Genomic DNA, 20,097 nt, shown 5'->3' with positions numbered 1-20,097 from the left:
AAGGCTGCCGCCGCCCGCCTGAAGGCGAGCGGACAGACAACCTTAGCTAAATCAATCAACCTTATTTTCCTCTGCCCTGTAATGCTACAAGGGCGCCAATTTCATTGTCAGACAATACTTTGTCATAAATACGCACTTCGTCCATCTGACCGGTCAGGTAACTTGCCCAGTCTTGCTTGCCTGTGGCAGATGTCTGGCTTGGGTCGGTATTGAACTGCACCGTACCAAACACAAGTTTGCCGATGTTTGTAAAGTTCAGGTCGCCTTTCAGGTTACCTGCTGTACCGGTGTTTACTTTAGACCCGTTTACATACAATGCGCATGCACCGGTTACCGAATCGTACGTTACAGTGATGTTCTTCCAAACGTTAAACAGGTTCAGCACGCCGTCGACAGCATAAGTATAATCGCTGCCACCCTTATCAATATGTACCCTCACTTTACCATTGGTGTTATCGCTGCCATTCTCGATAAATATTTCGATGTTGCCCCAAAACTGATCTGTACGGGCAAGTGAGAATATACCGATGATACCGGTAGATGGCGGAGGCGTGTTAACCCACTCGCTGATGGTAAAGCTGTTCAAGGCTTTCACTTTCGGACCCGGATCGGCTAATACATAGCCGTTCAATGCGCCCTGCAGGCCCTGGCCCACTTCACCTTTGGTAAAAGAGGTTCCTGTGGCCTCTCCTGCTGTGCCCGATACGCTATCGGTAAGGTTGCCATTAAAAGAATAATAAGCCGCCAGGTTCGCCTTTTCTATATCGCTTGAGCTCGTAAAGCCGTTGATAACCAGTGGCGGCGCGTAACTCTTCGGATTAAACTCCTTGCGGCAGGAGCTTACCCCCACACCTAACAATGCAAGGGCTATGACATATATTTTTGTTTTTTTCATGTCGATCATGTTTTAATATTAATAACCCGGATTTTGAGTGATTACACCTGCACTCAGGTCAATTTCCGTTTGTGGTATAGGCCAAACTTCGTTCTTATTGGCTTTCCAGCCTTTCGGACCGAAAACTTCGGCGCCACGTCCCTGGCGTATCACGTCGAAATAACGATCAAACTCCATAGCCAGTTCTACGCGGCGTTCGTGGTAAATAGCCGTACGCAATGCGCCCTGGTCGGTAGTGGTTACCTCGGGAAGAACGCCGGCATTTGCACCCCTTGCGCGTGCCCTTACCATTTCGAGCGAAGCAAGCGCGGCAGCGGTATTTCCCAGTTCATTGTTAGCTTCTGCATTCATCAATAATACATCGGCATAACGCAGAACGATCTTATCCTGCTGTGCACCTTCGTTGAATCCTGAAACATACATGCTGAACGGCACATAAGATTTGTAGTTATAGCGTGGGTTATCACCAGCCAACGGAATAGCGTCGCCTTCGGCAGTGGTGGTGCCCCTGAAAATGATAGTTGCGTTAAGACGTGGGTCGCCGGGTTCAAATGCATCCACCAGATCCTGCGTAGGAACATTAAAGCCCCAGCCGCCACCGGTTACACCGCGAACACCCTGTACCTGCGAATACTGCGAATTTGATTCGTCGGGTTTGCCGGGGATCAGTTCATTCTGTATCTCAAATATCGACTCAGAGTTGTTCTTATTCTCTACCCTGAACATTTTTTCAAAATTCGGGAACAGCGAGTAACCCAGGCCAGATACCTCGTTTGTCAGACTAACTACGTCTGCCCATTTTTTCTGGTACAACGCAGCTTTTGCATGCAATGCAAGCGCTGCGCCCTTGGTAACATGGCCAACGTTGGTGGCATCATAAGTTTGAGGCAATACAGATGCTGCATCGGTAAGGTCAGATTCGATTGCTGCCCAAACCTGGTCCTTCGGCGTACGCGGGATATTATATTCCGAAGGATCTTTCGGTACATGCAAGCGCAACGGAACATCGCCAAAAGCACGCACCAGCCTGAAATAGGCATAAGCGCGGATGAACTTTGCCTCGGCCAGGTAACGCGATTTCAAGCTTGCATCCATATTGATAGCCGGCACGTTGTCCAATATCTGGTTTGCCAGGTTGATGGTACGGTATTCGCCACCCCAAAAGTCAGATATTTGCCCTTCAGTCGAGCTGGCTGTGAATGTATCGAAGTCGTTCATGAACGACGCATCGTCAGGGCTGCTACCCTTTTCAGCATCGTCCGATCCCATACTTTCAACAGCGATAGGAGCGAACGCTATGTTCGTCCATTCGTGCAGGTTGGCATACATGGCATTAACTGCCGATGTAGCATCGGCCTGTGTAACCCAAAACTGGGTTGCCGGCACTACGCCCTGGCGGGGTTTATCCAAAAACCCTTTCTTACAGGCGGGCGCCAGTAATAACGTTGCAAAAAGGCATAATATGGACGCTCCCTGCAAGTAAAAATTTTTCGTTTTCATTTTCTATTTCTCCTTAAAAAGTAACGTTCACACCAAAATTATACGTCGCATAAAGCGGGTACACATTCGCATCCAAACCTGCCTCGGTAGGGCCGCCGCCAACTTCAGGGCTAAAGCCTTTGTATTTAAAGAAGTTAAGCGGGTTCTGCGCGTTTGCGAAGAATCTTACTTTCTGCACCCCTACTTTCGACAACAGGTTGCCCGGAAGCGTGTAACCTAACTGCGCATTCCTAACCCTGAAATAAGCACCGCTTTCAACAAAGAAAGAGTTTGGAGCAGAGTTGGCATTGGAACCGACTTTAACCGAAGGATAGGTATTTGATGTACCTGCTCCGTGCCAGCGGTGCTGGTAAAAGTCCTGGGTGAAGTTTTCGTTACCAAAGCGGTAAGCAATGTTTGCGTTATAGATACTTACGCCTGCAACACCCTGGAAATCCAGTGCCAGGTCGAACCCTTTGTAGGTAAAGCTGGTATTGAAACCGTAGTTGTATTTTGGATTCGGATTGCCCAGGTTCACACGGTCACGACCATCGATAACACCGTCGTGATTCTCGTCAACGTACTGGAAGTCGCCTGCTTTTGCGTTTGGCTGAGGGCCGGAGGTTTGATCCTGCTGGAATATACCTGCAACCTTATAGCCGTAAAATTCGCCGATAGGCTGCCCTTCAACCGTAATGGTCGCCAACGCTCCGTTGGTGATGCCGTTACCGCCGCCATATATCGGGTTACGCCCGGTAGACACATTCAACACTTTATTGTTGTTGATAGAGAAGTTACCGCTAACACTGTACGAGAAATCCTTGTTTACTGATTTCTTCCAGGTCACTAAGAATTCAAAACCGCGGTTCTGGATATCGGCCTGGTTGCCTATCGGTCCGCCTGTTAAACCTAACGAACCCAATACCGGGATAGCAAATACCGCATTTTTGGTTACACGATTATAGAAATCGGCTTCGAAAGTCAGATGGTTATCTAAAAGACCACCTTCTAAACCAATATCGGTATTGTGCGAGCGTTCAACCACGATGAACGGAGGAGTTATTGTGGTTACGCTGGAACCCGGATAAGCAACCGTTGGATTGCCAAAGATGGCGTAATAACCACCGTTTATTGTCGCCTTAGCCACATTGAACGGAAGGTCGGCATTTGCAACCTCTCCGTAACCGCCTCTAAGCTTCAGGAAATTGAATATATGCTGGTTTTTCATGAAGTCCTCGTTACTGATAACCCAACCTAAACCAACAGCAGGCAGCACGCTGTAACCATTATTGCTTGGCGGGTTGTAGAATTGTGAGTTACCATCGCGACGAACCGACGCGTTTAACAGGTAGGTGTCCTTATAGGAGTAATTCACCCTGGCAAACTCCGATTGGAAAGTCAGCAACGACCCTGCATCGGAAAGGTTATAGTTTGTGCCGTTGGTGCTGAAATAATATTCGTAGGAACCATCACCCGGAACATTTTGTGCCGAAGCATTCAGCGTGTATCCCTGCCGTTGCTCAGACGAATAGCCTACTAAAACTGTTACGTGATGATCGTTTGCGAAGGTATTGTCGTAAGTCAGCGTATTTTCCTGCAACCAGTTGCGGGTCTCGCTGCGGTTTCTTGACAGCGAAGACTGTGTAGCCTGCTGTGAAAGGGTAGCTTTATATACCGGGATATAGCTTAGCGTTTCGTTTTCTCCAAAATCACCGCCTAAAGACGACCTTAATTTAAAGTGTTTGGCAATGGTGAGTTCAGCAAACGCATTACCCGTAAAACGGTAGTTGGCAGAGTGCGAGTTAAAATAATCTAAGGTAACCTGCGGGTTGTAATTGTTACCCCCGCCCAGGTTGAAGTCGCTTGGGTCGCCATAAGTTCCATCCGCATAATAAACAGGAACTACCGGCGCAGCGCCATATAACTCGTGGAAAATCCCCCCGTCAACATTTCTCGATCTTGAATATTGCCCGCTCGCGCTGATACCCAGCTTCAGGTTTTTGTAAGGCTGATAGTTATCGGTCAAATGCAGTGTGTAACGGTTGTAGCTATTGGTCTTTACAATACCGTCCTGGTCCAGGTACCCGACAGATAAGTTGTAATCCGATTTTTCGGCCCCGCCGTTGATCGAAACCTGGTGGTTAGTTACGAAAGCATCGCGCAATATCTGGCCGTACCAGTCGGTTCCTTTTCCAAAAGATGCAGGATCGGCGAATAACGCCGACGCGCCGTTCTCTGTCTGCAACTCATTAATGGCCGTTGCATATTCCGTAGCGTCCGCCATTTTTACCTGGTTGGTAACATGCTGCCAGCCGGCATAAGCGTTGTAATTAACAGTCGCTGTTCCTTTTTTACCTCTTTTGGTAGTTACCAGGATAACGCCGTTAGCGGCACGTTCGCCGTAAATGGCGGTACTCGAACCATCCTTAAGGATACTGATGTTATCAATATCAGCCGGGTTCAAAAAGTTGATGTCGTCGTACAGCGCACCATCAACTACATAAAGCAAGCCTGTGCCACCATAAATAGTACCGGTACCACGGATTGTGATCTGCGGCGAAGAACCCGGCGAACCCGAATTGACAATGTTTAAACCGGCAACCTTACCCTGTAAGGCGCTTAGCGGGTTAGTTGATGCCTGTTTGGCAATTTCATCGCCCTTTACCGTAGCGATGGAACCGGTTACGTCCACTTTCTTTTGGGTACCGTAACCTACAACCACAACCTCGCTCAGCGAGTTTGCCTGTGCCTGCAATTTAACGTTAATAAGCAGTTGCCCGTTCACGGGAACTTCCTGTGATGTATAGCCAATATAGCTGAATACTAAGGTGGCATTTGACGGGGCATTGATCGAATAGCCCCCGTTAACATCGGTTTGCGCACCGTTCGACGTTCCTTTTACAAGCACGGATACACCGATAAGCGTTTCGCCTGTCGAAGCATCTGTTACCTTACCTCTTACTGCTACGTTTTGTGCGAAGGCAGAAGAAATAAAAAGAAAGAAAAACAGCACCAACCCTGAAATAGTAAAACTTCTTTTCATGTGGTCATTGGAAATTAAGAATTGATAAATAATTGGTTTTTAATCAGTACGAAATTGTCGAGATAATACATTTTTAACAAATAATGTCACTCTACATTAATACATCATTCAAAAAGTAGTTTCTCAAAAATTTGTTATTTATAATACAATTAATTGATTATAAATGTTTTAAAAATCAATAGTGTAACCGCCACATACTACATTTAAGAAGTCGGGAACAATAAGGTGGGAATGGGCTTTGAGAGGTAATGATGTAGTATTATAAGCTGGTGAGAAACTCAATGCTATCCCGGCTATGTTCACAATTCGGTGTTTTTGACGTGGCCTGGTTATGCCGACACTTTTTAAAGTAATATAATTTTGGTCAGAGCAGTGGACCGTGGCGGGGTTTGGCAGGTGAAATAAATTTTATAACTCCATCAAAAACTCCACCAGGTTCTTATCGTGCTCCAGGTTGAGTTTTTTACGCAGGCGGTAGCGCCTGATCTCGACACCGCGCAGGGAGATGTTTAGCAGCGAGGCCATTTCCTTACTGCTCATGTTCATGCGCAGGTAAGCGCACAGTTTAAGGTCGTTCGGTACGAGGTCGGGATGCTGGGCCTTCAGCTTTTTGAAGAAACTTTCATGGGCCTCGTTAAAACTGCTTTCAAAAAGGTTCCAGTCGCGTTCGTCGCTCATTCCATCATTTATTACCTTTTGTATCCGTCTAAGCTGTTCGTCCGAAAGCTTTTTGCCGCTGCTGTCCTTCAAGTGAGTTATTTCGTCGCTTATCTTTTGCAGCAGTTCGTTTTTATACACGATATTCATGGCCGAATTTGCCAGTTCGCGGCTTTTGCTGGCCAGGTCGGCCTGTAACTGTTCGTTTTTTATTTTGACGATGCGTTGTTCGTTCGCCAAGGCTTCCTGTTTCAGGAATTCTTCATGTTCTGATCTCAGTTTTTCATGAATATGGTGCTGATGACGTTTCAGTTTCTGGCGGTAAAAATAACGTATAACGTAATAGGCTAATACCAGTAGCAGCAGGTAACAAGCTATGGCAACATTACCGGCGTACCAGGGCGGCAGTATTGTGAAGCTGAAAACCGTTTCTGGCGAGATACTTAACTCGTTGATGCTTGCCCGTACCCTAAAATGGTAGGTGCCCCTATCCAGGTTGGTGAAGTCCTTTTGGGTTTGGGTGCTCCAGTCCGACCATTGCCTCGAGTAGCCATCCAAATAATACTGGAACCTTACCTTTTCCTGGCGGTAAAAAGGCAGCGCATACGATATGCGGATATTATTTTGGGAATACGGGATTTCTATCTCGCCGTCGCGGTCATTATCGGCCATCAGGGTTATGCGGTCGGTAATATCTTCCACACGCCGTATCAATACGTTTGGCAGCTTAATATCACTGCGCTGCAGGGCATCCTCATCATTCAATATGGCAAAACCGTCGTCGACGCTGATCAGGTAAATAGAGCTGTTGATGCGGCTGATGCTCTCGTAATTGTGCAGCATCCGGCCATCCAATATAGTAAACCTGTTTGAGTCGATGCTGAGTTTCCCGGGTGCTGACAGGTCGGCAAGCGCCACTCTGCCGTGATTTATGAACCAATATTTCTTGCCAAATGCCGGTATGATCTTATTAGAACTGGCAAAAGAGCCAAGTTTGCGGTTTAGCTGTGCGTATTTAAAAAAGCGGTCGCTAATGTCATCGTAAATATAAAAGCCCGAATCCGACGCAAATACGATCTTATTATCCAGGTTAAATACATTGATATTGTAGCTGCCCGGCAGGCCGTACCGGTTATCGTAGTATTTTACCGAGGTCGCTTTTTTAAGATCGCTGCTGAGCGTTACCTTGTATATGCCTTTATAAGCATGGCTAACCCATATCTGCCCGCGGTTATCCTGTTCCACATAGCGCGAAGGCTCGCCGAAGCCATCAACCCTGTCATCGAATATCCAGTTGCCCTTATTATCCTTGCTGTATACAACCAGCCCTGTATAGGTTCCCTGTATCAGGTGACCGGCATTCAATTTTTTGATGGTCCACCCTCCGCTTATAGTCGTTATTTTGGTTAAGGTTGCACCGTTTACCTGGTAGGTGCCGGTATTGTGGCCGCAAAGCAGTCTGCCATCCTGCAATATCAGTTCCCATACCTGTCCCTGCGAACCGGGTATTAGTTTGAAGTCGAACGATTGTTTACTGCCGTTACCCGTCCAGTCGCTGTAAAAAAGTCCCTGGTTGGTGCCCAGGTAAATCTTATTGTTGAAAATAATACTGGAATATACCGTACCGAAGCGGCCCGTCTTGTCAAAATAAAAATAAAGCGGCGAATTAAATTCAATACGGTCGATGCCATTATCCAAACCGCACCAAAGGTTTTGTTCATTATCGGTATAAAGGCTCAGCACGGTATTATTCTGCAACCCGCTTGATTTATTGATCTGCTGAATAACATTGCCAGCGGTGTCGATAACAATAACACCGTTCAGGATAGTGCCGTAAGCAAAGTACTTGCCCGGGATAACTGCCCCGTTGTTCAGCTGGTATGTTTTCAAAAAATCGCTGGCCTGGTTGTTCCATGGCTGTATCTGCTTACCGTCGTAGATGAAAAGACCATTATGAGCCGTGCCTATCAGGTACCTATTATGCGGGAAAGGCAGTATCGACAAAATGCCGCTGTTGCCCATCAAATTGCTGCCAGCAATGGCTTCAAGCTTATTCCCTTTCAGTTCGAACAGCCCCGTATTTACTTGTTCTACGAAATACCGTTTGCCTACTTTAAACAGGAATAAGTAAGGGTTTGGCGCTTTCACAATACTGATCTTCCCACCGGCATAAATGAAAATGGTGCCAAAGGATTGAAAGATGATCTGCTTATCGTCGATGTATATCTTCCATATTTCCTCATTAAGGGGACGGTTATCTTTTGGGATAAGGCTGATGAGCGAATGGTATTGCAACCTGCCCATGTTATTGTTTTCCCAGTAACCAAACTCGCCGAAACCACCCGAATACACTTTACCTTTACCATCTGCAGCTACAGAACGTACGATCAACCCGTTTGGCAGTGAATAGGATTGCCAGTAGCGGCCATCAAAGGTGAGCAGGCCCTCCGAGTTGCCGAAGTACATAATACCATGCTCGTCGCGCGTTACCGACCAGTTTTGGTTGCCCGACTGGTAAATGGCCTTGGTGTAATTTTGCACATAAGGTACGCCGATGCTTTTTATATCCGCAGCTTTGAGGTTGCCCGCAAAAAGCAAAAAGACCGGGAAGATGAAAAGTGCTGCTTTACGCATTGGCTATAATATGGTAGAAACGCTGTGTATTGCGTCTCTACGAAAATACGTTTTGGAAGTGATTTTTTACAAAGCGGATTATTCAGCCAGCTTTATCTTAGCTTTCTTAGCTGTATTCACCGGTTGCGGCACCTTCACATAATATCCCGTGCCGTCATATTCGCGTTTGCGGGGATGTTGTTTGCAGGCGTCGCTGCAGCAGCCGTCCATTTGCCAGCCGCACTCTTCGCATTGCGTAAAGTGCTCGTTGCATTCAGGATTGGCACAATTGATCATCTTATCGGTATGTTTGCCGCAGTTGAAACAGGTTGAAATAACAACCGGGTTCACGCTGTTCACATCAACCGAAAGGCGATTATCGAATACGTAACACTTACCCTCAAAATCCTGCCCGCCTGCTTCCTTGCCGTATTTGATGATGCCGCCATGCAATTGATAGACGTCGGTAAATCCTTCGTGCAGCAACAGCGCCGAGGCTTTTTCGCACTTGATGCCGCCGGTGCAATAGGTTAATATCTTTTTGTCCTTGTATTGAGCCAGCTCATTTATTTTAGCAGGGAAGTCGCGAAAATTCTCGATATCCAGCGTAATGGCGTTTTTGAATTTGCCGAGCGAATGCTCGTAGTTCGAGCGCACATCCAATACCACCACGTCGTCGCGGTCCTTCATCGCCAAAAAATCCTTTGGCTCAAGGTGCTTGCCTGTTTTTTCCTGCGGGTTGATGATCTTCGGGTCGCGCAGGCCGGAATGGACGATCTCCGACTTATACCTCACATGCATTTTGATGAACGATGGTCCGTCTACTTCGTCAACTTTAAAGTCAATAGCCGCGAAACGCTCGTCGGCGTGCAGGGTGTCCATGTATGTTTTGCAGGATTCTGAATTACCTGAAACCGTGCCGTTCAAGCCTTCGTCGGCCACGATAATACGCCCGACCAATCCTAAAGATTTACAAAATTTCAGATGATCGGCAGCAAATTGCTCCGCATCCGCTATTGCCGAATAGCAATAATAGAGTAGTGTGTTGTACTTTGCCATAAAACATTGATACTGTTGCAAACAGCGTTTAATGATGGGGCAAATCTACGATTTTGAGGTGAAAGGTAAAAGCCTAAAGGTGAAAGGTTCCTGGGATGCTCAGCAAACATTAAATAAGGCAAGAATACAAACATTTATTCTTTCGCCTTTAACCTTTCTGCTCCTACTTAATTCCATAGAATATCCTGAATCCCTGTAAAAACTTATGGCTGCCCTCGAATGACACGCCATAATCCAGGCGGAATATAAAACGCTGGATACCTACATAAAACTCGGTGTAATTGCGGTTATCGTTGGTGGTTAAAAAGTTTACGCCCGCTATCTCATCCAGCTTCAGTTGTCTTAGCAAAGGTACCCGGCTAAAAAAGTGACCGGCAAAATTATGCTCGAAGTGCCCTTCAAAATACGGGCCATCAGTACTATAGGTATAGAAAGGCAGGAAGTGGTAGCTGCCTGGTGTTGGGTCGATAGTAGTACCCTGGTTACCTTTAAAATGATTGTAGTCCATGAAGTATACGGAACTGTGTTTAAAGAAATCGCCGGCCTCGATCTTGAACGCCGAAAAACCCCATAATCCATTGTCCAGGTGTTCATGATAAACAGATAGCGAGGCGAAATTATAGTTGACATCAGAACCAAACAACCCCTTTATACCCTGCCGGTAGGTAAGCGTTATCTGCGGATATTTGGATGGCAAAAACTCCCTGCCGGTTGGGCGGGTAATATATTGCTGATCGAAGGTGTAAGTAAGTGACGAAGTAAGCGTTAACGCCTGGTTTTGCGGGAATAATTCCGACCGTTCATAAGCCGGCGCCTCTGCCATCAGCGGGTTGTTGGATGTAAGGTGGCTGTCCACAGTGTGCTTGAAGGTGTAAAGCGTATTGTTATATAACTGCGTGCGGTTGGCAAAGGACAGGTCTGCTTTTAACAGCAAGTTATCGTTCAGGTTGCGCTGGAATCCAAAATTAAGATACTCCGAACTATAATATTTCACATAGTTACGCGCGCTGAGCAGGGTACTCAGGGTATTGAAATACACCGAACGTGTGCCGACATTGTTCAGATCGAGTATGTTTTTGCCAAAACCCGCAAAAAACTTGCCCCTGTGTAACGGATCGTAATTATACTCGCCGCGGATATTGGCATAAAGCGTTTTGTCTGTAAAGCCATACCGCAGGTTAGGCGTTATGCTGTAGGTGCGCAACGTATCAATATGGTGCACAAAGGTGCCCTGCAGATTGATGCCGCCGCCCTCGACAGTATTATAAAATACGGTTTGCAGGAAAGGATCGACATAGATCGAATCGCGGTGATGTTTGAATGACAACTTGTAGCCAAAAGGAATGTAGGGTAAAACATTGAAGTGATTTCCCGATTTCTCGATCACTCCCGCCTGCTCAAGCGCCTGGTTCATGGCAGCTATTTCGGCTTTATTAGCATAGTCCTTATTTTCCTGCGCCGTCAATGGCACCGGTCGCAGCTCTTGCCAGGCAGCAAGATTATGATTATCTGCCGAACTATCAACGCGCATCCGTTCGCCGTTAAAGTAATTATCAGCGAACCCAGGGTTTAGTTTGTAGTTGTTATAGATGCCCAGGTAATACCCCTCGAATTTAAAGCCCAGTACATTCCCGTTAAAGTTGTACTGAACGGACAACGGCTCCCATACACTGTCGCGTATCGGTACGTATTCCTGGCTTATCTGCAAGGTATCCACCAGGTTTAATGCGTTCTTGCTGCCGGTCAGCATCAGGTCGACGCTGTAAATGCGCCAGTCGCCGTCAACCACATAAACATAGCCGGTAAATACCCGGCTGTATTTGTGTTTTGGCGAAACCTGTATCTTATGTACTATAAGACCATTCTCCACTTTGGAGCCTACAAGATTGTAATTGTAATATTCGGGTGCATCCCCGGCAAAGGGCGAAATAAAACCCCGGCTGCTAAGGCCGCGTATCGTGAAAATATCCTTGTAAAAATTGGCCGAAAGATCAGAAGCCTTGTCGAAACTGAAGGCAGCATTCTGGCCGGCAGAGATAGAGGATATCATCACCTCTTTAAAATTATCAGGTTGCTTGAAGGCAAAATTGGAAATGGATTCTGTTTGATAAAGTATGCCTTTGCCTGTACTGTCGACACTCAGGGCGTTACTTACGTTGGGACTCATCAGCATTTTCGGGGCGCTGATCAGTTTCTGTACACCCTTTACATAAGCCGCACAGGAGTAGGAGTTGACCTGGTTTATAAAATACTGGCGCCTTGCTATTACCTGCCTGATGATACCCACCGCCGAATCGACCGGCTGCCCTTTGATACGACCGAACCGCCGCATAGCGTATTGCTCGTCCGTCATCTGCACATCATGCTGCGCATTGGCATCGGCAATAGTAATATGCTCCGTCAATTCCTTGTAGCCTACAAACCGGTATACTACATCATATTCACCCGTGGTCAATTTTAATTCATAACTACCCTGCTCGTTGGCATTGGTACCGTAAGTGGAATTTTTTATATAGACAGCGGCGAAGCTTAAAGGCTTGCCATTAACGCCGGTTATTCTGCCGGTAAGCATAAATGCCTTTTGTGCCGAAACAGAAAGCGAACAAATACAGGTAAAAAGCAGCAGTAGATATTTCCTCATAAACAAAGCCTCACCTTATAACAGTGGTAATGGAAAATGTTTTGAAAAATAGGGATTTTGCGCGGGATTGTTACGGAACACATCGCCAGTGCCGGGTTGTACATTTTTTGTGTATCGCAAAAAAATTGCATGACTGATGCTTCGGATTATTAAGAATTGCAGATGAGCGTAAGAATTCAATTTAGTTGTTCCTAACACGCCGGTCGCCTTCCGTGCAATTGTAAATAACTCGTTGCGTTAACAGTTTTGTTTTAAAAACGACATTTTGAGGCTATATTACGGCGTCAATCCGACACAATAGAACGTAGCATATTGAAACAATATTACCCGGCGCAGGCCATAAAACTGATCCTGATTATTTTTTGCTGCATCGCAGGCGACCGGGCGTTCGCTCAAAAAGCCAACGCTAATTACCGCTACCACATCAAGAGGGCAGGCTCGCCCATAACTATCGACGGTGTGATGGATGAGCCGGCGTGGCAGAACGCCGACTCGGCAGCTAACTTTCACATGGTGCTGCCTATGGATACCAGCATGGCCAAAGTAAAAACGGTGGTGCGTATGACCTACGACCAAAATAACCTGTACATCATCGTCATCAATTACAAACTGCTGCGCGGGCCATATATGGTGGAATCGATGAAGCGCGATTGGGCCTTTCAGAAAAATGATAATTTTATCTTCTTTATCGACCCCTTCGACGCGCGAACCGATGGCTTTACTTTCGGCGCCAACGCAGCAGGCGGGCAATGGGATGGCACCTTGTACGCAGGCGGCAGCGCCGATCTTAACTGGGATCAAAAGTGGTATTCGGCGGTAAAGAATTACCCGGACAAATGGGTTTTCGAAGCTTCGATCCCGTTCAAAAGCATCCGGTATAAAAAGGGCATCAAAGAATGGGGCATCAACTTTAGCCGGAATGACCTGAAGACCACCGAAAAATCGTCATGGGCGCCTGTGCCGAGGCAATTTCCGACAGCAGCCTTGGCCTTTACCGGAACATTGGTTTGGGACGAGGACCCACCGACATCGAGCAGTAACATATCCATTATCCCCTATGCCCTTGCGGGTGTTTCAAAAGACTACCAGACGGGAAACTCAGCATCTTTCAAAAGAGAATTTGGGGGTGATGCGAAAATTTCGCTGACACCATCACTCAACCTCGACCTGACGGTGCACCCCGATTTCTCGCAGGTGGATGTTGACCAGCAGGTAGTGAACCTGGACCGGTACGAATTGTTCTTCCCCGAAAAAAGGCAATTCTTCCTGGAGAGCGGCGACCTTTTTTACAACTTTGGTTATTCAGATATCCGCCCGTTCTTTTCAAGGCGTATCGGGCTTAACCAGCCTATCGATTTTGGTGCAAGACTGACGGGCCAATTAAACAAGAATTGGCGCATCGGCGCTATGGATATCCAGACTGGTAACTCGACCGATAACAATATTGAAGCTGCGAACTATGGCGTGATCACCCTGCAACGGCGTGTGCTCGACCGATCGAATATTGGTTTAATGTTCATCAATAAAGACATAACCGGGTCGCTGCCCGGTGTTAACGCCGCTAATAACAGCACCATAGGCGCCGAGTTTAACCTGGCATCGCGCAACAATGTGTGGACGGGCAAAGCTATGGCCTTGAAATCATTTACCGCGGATAAAAATGGACACGACTGGGTTCTGGCTGATCATATCCAATATTTTAGCAGGCACTGGCAGTTGTATTTGCAGGAAGAGTATGTAGGGAAGAATTATACAGCAGCCGTTGGTTACGTACCCCGGGTGGGTTACGTAAAGATCAGTCCGCTGTTATTGCGAAATTTCTTTCCTAAAAAAGGCCCTATACTTAGTCATGGTATCCAGTTTACCTCCAATTACTTTTTTAACGAAAATTTCAAACGGACGGATAATGAGAGCGCCCTCTCCTACATCATCACACTTCGCAACAGAAGTACATTGACCGTGTCGGGCATTAATGATTATGTAGCACTTCAGCAGAAGTTCGACCCTACCAATACACACAGGGATAGCCTTGCAATTGGCAGCCAGCACCGCTATAACTCATTGGATATTTTACTGGTGTCGAAACCGCAAAGCGTATTTACCTACCAGGTAGAGGCGTTAACCGGGGGCTATTATGATAACGGGCACCGGCTAACGTTAAGCGGCACCATTGGCTACCGCATACAGCCTTATGTCAATATCGCTTTGAATGGCAACTATACCGATCTGCGCCTGCCGCAGCCCTATGGCGATACCAGGTTCACACTCGTTGGGCCCAAAGTGGATGTGACGTTTACTAATAATTTGTATTTCACTACCTATGTTCAGTATAACGATCAGCAGAAGAACCTGAACGTTAATACCCGTTTCCAATGGCGTTATGCACCGGCCTCGGATATATTTATTGTATATAGCGAGAATTCGATGCCATCGCCTTATACTCCAAAGACAAGGCAATTGGTGATCAAGTGGACCTATTGGTGGAATATTTAATTGATCGGGTTTTAGCCAAAATCAAATACTGATAAATTTATCGTGCACGCGCACACTTTTCGGTAATTATTATAAATTTACCACTGATAGTGCTGCTATCAACCCAACCATTTACTAACCTAATAAAACAGAGATGAAAAATCTAATTAAATTCTCAGCAATATCGGTACTGGTAATTGCCACCATGGCTTTTACCATACAGGCGGTAAAGCGTGCTCCGCAAAAAGGCCAATGGGTCAGTTTGTTCGACGGCAAAACGCTGAAAGGCTGGCACGGTTATAACAAAACCGGAATCGTAAAAAATTGGGATATCGAGGACGGCGCGCTGGTTTGCCTGGGTGCCGCGAAAGATGCCTCGGGAGGCGATATTGTGACGGATAAGAAGTTTGCCAATTTTGAATTGAAGTGGGAATGGAAAGTGAACAAAGGCAGTAACAGCGGTGTGATGTATCACGTGCAGGAAGGCCCTAAATGGCACGCGCCTTATGAAACAGGCCCGGAGTACCAGATCATTGACGATGTCAACTTCCCTGAGAAACTGGAAGACTGGCAGAAAGCCGGTGCCGATTATGCCATGCATACCGCCAATGATCAAAAGACCCTGAAACCTGTTGGTGAATGGAACACGAGCAGGATCGTCTTTAATCACGGCCACGTGGAGCATTGGCTGAATGGCAAAAAGATCGTTGAGTTTACCGCCTGGGATGCCGATTGGAACAAAAAACGAGCCGAAGGCAAATGGAAAGATTACCCGGATTATGGCAAGGCCAAAACAGGTGAGATCGCATTGCAGGACCATGGCGATAAGGCTTTTTATAGGCATATTATGATAAAGGAATTGTAACAACAGGAGTTTATTAAGTTGATTGAGTGAGTGGTTGATTTAGTTGGGAAGATTTGAACTTAATCAACTTAATCCAACTCAATCAACCACCTAACTGAACTATAATGGAAGAAGAAAAAAAACTAAACACCCGGCGCGAGTTCCTCAAAAAATCGGCTATTGCGGCTGCGTCATTCACGATAGTACCCCGCTTTGTATTAGGCAAGGGCTACATAGCGCCAAGCGATCAGCTAACAAAGGGCATTGTAGGTGTTGGCGGTATGGGTAAAAACCATATCCCATATGGCAATACCCGCGTTGTCGCCATTTGCGATGTAGATAAGGGCCACCTGGACGAAACAGCAAAAATGCTGAATAACGGCGCAAAAACCTTTAGCGACTACCGCGAACTGATCACGCTGCCAGAGGTGGATATCGTACATGTGGCCACCCCTCCGCATTGGCACGCCATCATAGCCGCCGATGCTGCAAGGCAGGGCAAAGATATTTGGTGCGAGAAGCCCATGACCCATACAATGGGCGAAGGTAAGCGCCTTATGGAAGCTGTGCAGCAGCATGGGCGTATCTTCAGGCTGAACACCTGGTTCCGCTTTAGCGATAATTTTTATGGGATGGGAACGACGGTAAAACCAATAAAAAAACTGGTGGAAAGCGGCATGCTTGGCTGGCCACTGACCGTAACCGTTGGCCGCCATACCGGGTTCGACTGGAAATTTTACTGGGTGGGCAAGACTAATCTGCCGGTAATGCCTGTTCCGGCTGAGCTTGACTATGAATTCTGGCTGGGGCCCGCTCCTTTCAAACCTTATAATCCTCACCGGGTTCATCAAACCTTCAGGGGCTACTGGGACTACGATGGTGGCGGTTTGAGCGATATGGGGCAGCATTACATCGACCCGATACAATACTTTTTGGGCAAGGACGATACCAGCCCGGTTTCGGTGGAAATTGACGCGCCGCAGCAAAACTTCGACGCTGTGGGCACCTGGCGCAAGATCACCTATACCTATGCCGACGGCTGTAAGATCATCCTCGATGGGGAAGGCTCGGTTGAGGGTGTGCCTTACATTGAAGGGCCGAAAGGCAAGCTGTTCCCGGGTTTCAAATCAGACATACCCGACCTGGAAAGGAAACTGGCTGAGTTCCCCGACCCGGAACCGCAGGTGACCGACTTTATCGAGGCAGTAAAGACTCGCAAGAAATTCGCGCTGAACGAGCAGAACGGCTACCGCTCCTGCACCATCGTCAATATGGGATTGATCGCCCTGAAATTGGGGCGCAATTTGAAGTTCGACCCGGTGAAACAGGAATTCATCGGCGATGAAGGCGCTAATAAACTGATAATGCCGCCAATGCGCGGTCCGTGGACCATTTAACCCGACCCTCATGAGAAAGATATTTTATACCATCGTCATCTTATCCGCATTGGGCAGCCAGGTTTGGGCCCAGTCGGACAGCCGGATTACGGCAATATTAGATAAGGAACCGGCGAATAAAGCGACTGAACTAAATGCTAATGCCGTGGCTACCGCAGCGCTCGGCGAAAGCGGTATAACTGCCATGCTGAACATGCTGCAACCTAACGGGACCGCTGATAACACGCATATTTATGATGCCATCAGCGGGTTTTCATACTACGTTACCCAAAACGGAAAAGAAGCCTGGCGGGCGTTGGCCGTTAAAGCTTACAGCAAGGCTTTGCCTCATCAAAGTGACGACTACAACCGGGCGTTTATAATCAGCCAGCTGCAAATTGTAGGAAAAGATGATGCCGTAGCCACCTTAAAAAAATACCTGAACGACGACCATCTGTGCGACCCGGCCGCACGGGCATTGGTGAAGGTGAATTCCGTATCGGCCAAAGCGGCTTTGTTATCGGCGCTTAAAACCGCGCAGGGCGACTGCAAAATTTCGCTGGTGGAGGCATTGGGCGATATTAAGAATACCCTGGCTGTAAAAAGTATCAATGCGGTTATTGGCAGGGATAAAAAGCTGACTAAGGTTGCCTTATATGCACTTGCTAACATTGCCAGCCCTGTTTCCATTAACCTGATGGCCAATGCAGCACAAAATGTTGGGCTGACCTATGATGAAACCAATGCTACATCGTCCTACCTGCTTTATATCGAAAATTTAGGCAAGCATGGCCAGAAAGCAACCGCAATACGTTTGGCGAAAACATTGCAGACGAAAGCCAGCCTTGCCGGACAGGTGCAAACAGAAACTGCAGCCTTAAAATTGCAGGCGGATATGCAGGGCGCGGCGAGTACGTCTTTGCTGATACGGGCGATGCAGGATAACAACGAACAATTTCGTAAAGCCGCGCTGAAATTTGCGGCGCCGTACCTGGCGCCGGCTGCTGCAAACGCGTGGATCGCCACAATGCAAAAAGCTGATAACACACGCAAAGCCGAGATCATCACCATGCTTGGGCTTAACCATGTGCAGGCGGCATTGCCTGCGGTAGTAAAAGAAATAAAAAATGAAGATGCAGGTGTGGCATTAGCTGCGATAAAAGCTTCGCAACAGATAGGCCAGGATAAGGTATTAAACGACCTGCTGGCTGTATTGAATAGCGGCAATGCTGATGAAATTGCCGCCGTTCGCGATGCTTTAATGGTGATGAAAGGGAAAACCGTGGTAGACAAAACAGCCAAAGCTTTGCCCGATGCTAACCCGCAGGCCCAGGTAGCGCTGATAGCCGTTTTGGCTGAACGCAGGGCGCACAGCAAGATAGATATTATTATGCCGCTGCTTAACAGCACCGATGCATCAGTGCGCCTGGCGGCCTACAATTCGTTGAAAGAAATAGCAGGCGAAGACAACCTTTCGCAGCTATTTGCCTTGCTTACTAAAACTACCCAGGCGGATGAAACCGCTGCTGTACAAGCGGCTATTATATCGGTATTCGGCCAAATGAAAGATACCAAAGGGCAAAGCGCCATGGCATTGGAGCAAATGAACGCGGCCCCTGCCGCCAGGAAGCCATTGTATTTTAATATTTTGGCAAGCATTGGCGACAAAGCATCGCTCGCCGCAGTTTCAAAAGCTTATGACGGCGGCGACCTGGACACTAAAAAAGCAGCCGTTACCGCATTGTCGCAATGGGCCGATGGCAGTGCCGTACGCGAGCTTGTGCACATTGGCAAAGACGCGGCCGATGCAGGCTTGCAAAACCGTATTATGCGGGGGCTTGTCGGGCTGATAGGCAAATCGGCTTACCCGGCTGACGAGAAGGTGATCTTTTTGCGCGAGGCCATGGATATTGCCCGCAATACCGACCAAAGGAAATTGGTATTGGAAGAGTTGGCGAATGACAAAACCTATGTTGCTCTGCTATATGCGGGCAGGTATTTGGATGACCCGCAATTACAGACCGAAGCATCGGCGGCAGTAGTAAGCATTGGCCTTTCCAACCCGGCATTTTATGGTAACGATGTGAGAACCATCATGAATAAAGTGATAGCCATGCGGCGCGGCGGCGACGGTGATTACGAGCGCGAAGCCATTAAAAAGTTTGTTGCCGAAATGCCTAACGATGACGGCTTTGTCGACCTGTTCAATTACAAGGACCTGACCGGCTGGAAGGGTTTGGTGGAGAACCCGATCGCCCGCAGTAAAATGGACGCTGGCACGCTTGCCAAAGCACAGCAAAAAGCCGACTCGATAATGCGTAAAGGCTGGTATGTAAAGGACAGCATACTGAATTTTAGTGGCGAGGGTGAGAACATTTGCACCATCAAACGATACCGCAATTTCGATATGTACGTAGACTGGAAGATAGAACCCAAAGGAGACGCCGGTATCTACCTGCGCGGTTCGCCGCAGGTACAGGTTTGGGATACCTCGCGGGTGGACGTGGGCGCCCAGGTAGGTTCAGGCGGTTTATACAATAACCATGCGCACGAAAGCAAGCCGCTAAAACTGGCCGACAACGCCATTGGCGAATGGAACAGCTTCCATATTATTATGAAGGACGACAAGGTTACCGTTTACCTGAACGGGGTGCTGGTGGTGGATAACGTGGTGATGGATAATTACTGGGACCGCAAGCTGCCGATATTCCCGAAGGAACAAATAGAATTGCAGGCACATGGGAACCATGTGTATTACCGGGATATTTATTTGAAGGAATTGCCGGATTAAGGTGGAAAGTGAAATGAGATGATCTTTAAAATAGCGATGGGTTTGAGACCCATCGCTATTTTTTTATTCTGTTGGATGGAGGTGAGTCTTTCCTGATGTGGCGGAGTAGCCAACAAAAAGAATTTTCGTTAGATTGATGAGATCACCCCGTTCAATTGCCGTGGGGGCTGTTACTTCTCTCTTGATACAAAGTAGCGCAAAATCAAGTCAGCGCTATAGCCTCACCT

Annotated in this window: 10 protein-coding genes; 4 read left to right on the top strand and 6 right to left on the bottom strand. The window is 47.4% G+C overall.

The window, feature by feature from the left end; all coding sequences use genetic code 11:
• Positions 1-61 precede the first annotated feature (61 nt).
• The 6 genes from FRZ54_RS08980 to FRZ54_RS08955 all read right to left on the bottom strand — a co-directional run bounded on the left by FRZ54_RS08980 (position 62) and on the right by FRZ54_RS08955 (position 12,387).
• Entirely contained in the window at positions 62-895 is an 834-nt protein-coding gene (locus FRZ54_RS08980) for a LamG domain-containing protein (RefSeq protein ID WP_187359800.1), read from the bottom strand.
• A gap of 18 nt (positions 896-913) precedes the next feature.
• Entirely contained in the window at positions 914-2,395 is a 1,482-nt protein-coding gene (locus FRZ54_RS08975; RefSeq protein ID WP_147031289.1) for a RagB/SusD family nutrient uptake outer membrane protein, read from the bottom strand.
• 13 nt (positions 2,396-2,408) lie between these two features.
• Positions 2,409-5,417, bottom strand: a complete 3,009-nt coding sequence (locus FRZ54_RS08970) for a SusC/RagA family TonB-linked outer membrane protein (protein WP_147031288.1) — start codon at positions 5,415-5,417, stop codon at positions 2,409-2,411.
• A gap of 408 nt (positions 5,418-5,825) precedes the next feature.
• Positions 5,826-8,708, bottom strand: coding sequence for a triple tyrosine motif-containing protein (locus tag FRZ54_RS08965; protein ID WP_147031287.1), 2,883 nt, complete (start codon positions 8,706-8,708; stop codon positions 5,826-5,828).
• Positions 8,709-8,786: 78 nt separating this feature from the next.
• The gene (trhO, locus tag FRZ54_RS08960; RefSeq protein ID WP_147031286.1) at positions 8,787-9,746 is read right to left on the bottom strand and encodes an oxygen-dependent tRNA uridine(34) hydroxylase TrhO; all 960 of its coding nucleotides are present in this window, start codon (positions 9,744-9,746) and stop codon (positions 8,787-8,789) included.
• A gap of 163 nt (positions 9,747-9,909) precedes the next feature.
• Entirely contained in the window at positions 9,910-12,387 is a 2,478-nt protein-coding gene (locus tag FRZ54_RS08955; protein ID WP_147031285.1) for a DUF5686 family protein, read from the bottom strand.
• Positions 12,388-12,699: 312 nt separating this feature from the next.
• Here FRZ54_RS08955 and FRZ54_RS08950 point away from each other — a divergent pair, with 312 nt between their 5' ends.
• The 4 genes from FRZ54_RS08950 to FRZ54_RS08935 all read left to right on the top strand — a co-directional run bounded on the left by FRZ54_RS08950 (position 12,700) and on the right by FRZ54_RS08935 (position 19,870).
• Positions 12,700-14,880 carry a DUF5916 domain-containing protein gene (locus FRZ54_RS08950; protein WP_228462667.1) on the top strand — a complete coding sequence of 727 codons (2,181 nt, stop codon included), beginning with the start codon at positions 12,700-12,702 and terminating at the stop codon, positions 14,878-14,880.
• 133 nt (positions 14,881-15,013) lie between these two features.
• Positions 15,014-15,724 (top strand): 3-keto-disaccharide hydrolase, encoded by a 711-nt coding sequence (locus FRZ54_RS08945; RefSeq protein WP_147031284.1) that lies wholly within the window; start codon positions 15,014-15,016, stop codon positions 15,722-15,724.
• Between the two features lie 104 nt (positions 15,725-15,828).
• Positions 15,829-17,100 (top strand): Gfo/Idh/MocA family oxidoreductase, encoded by a 1,272-nt coding sequence (locus FRZ54_RS08940; RefSeq protein ID WP_147031283.1) that lies wholly within the window; start codon positions 15,829-15,831, stop codon positions 17,098-17,100.
• 10 nt (positions 17,101-17,110) lie between these two features.
• Positions 17,111-19,870, top strand: a complete 2,760-nt coding sequence (locus tag FRZ54_RS08935; protein ID WP_147031282.1) for a DUF1080 domain-containing protein — start codon at positions 17,111-17,113, stop codon at positions 19,868-19,870.
• Positions 19,871-20,097: the final 227 nt, after the last annotated feature.

It is taken from the genome of Mucilaginibacter ginsenosidivorans (assembly GCF_007971025.1).
Taxonomy (GTDB): domain Bacteria; phylum Bacteroidota; class Bacteroidia; order Sphingobacteriales; family Sphingobacteriaceae; genus Mucilaginibacter; species Mucilaginibacter ginsenosidivorans.
This window is presented reverse-complemented; position numbering and strand designations above follow the sequence as displayed.

Coding starts and splice junctions, on each gene's coding strand:
- FRZ54_RS08980 (WP_187359800.1), bottom strand. CDS start 895: ATGAAAAAAACAAAAATATATGTCATAGCCCTTGCATTGTTAGGTGTG.
- FRZ54_RS08975 (WP_147031289.1), bottom strand. CDS start 2,395: ATGAAAACGAAAAATTTTTACTTGCAGGGAGCGTCCATATTATGCCTT.
- FRZ54_RS08970 (WP_147031288.1), bottom strand. CDS start 5,417: ATGAAAAGAAGTTTTACTATTTCAGGGTTGGTGCTGTTTTTCTTTCTT.
- FRZ54_RS08965 (WP_147031287.1), bottom strand. CDS start 8,708: ATGCGTAAAGCAGCACTTTTCATCTTCCCGGTCTTTTTGCTTTTTGCG.
- trhO (WP_147031286.1), bottom strand. CDS start 9,746: ATGGCAAAGTACAACACACTACTCTATTATTGCTATTCGGCAATAGCG.
- FRZ54_RS08955 (WP_147031285.1), bottom strand. CDS start 12,387: ATGAGGAAATATCTACTGCTGCTTTTTACCTGTATTTGTTCGCTTTCT.
- FRZ54_RS08945 (WP_147031284.1), top strand. CDS start 15,014: ATGAAAAATCTAATTAAATTCTCAGCAATATCGGTACTGGTAATTGCC.
- FRZ54_RS08940 (WP_147031283.1), top strand. CDS start 15,829: ATGGAAGAAGAAAAAAAACTAAACACCCGGCGCGAGTTCCTCAAAAAA.
- FRZ54_RS08935 (WP_147031282.1), top strand. CDS start 17,111: ATGAGAAAGATATTTTATACCATCGTCATCTTATCCGCATTGGGCAGC.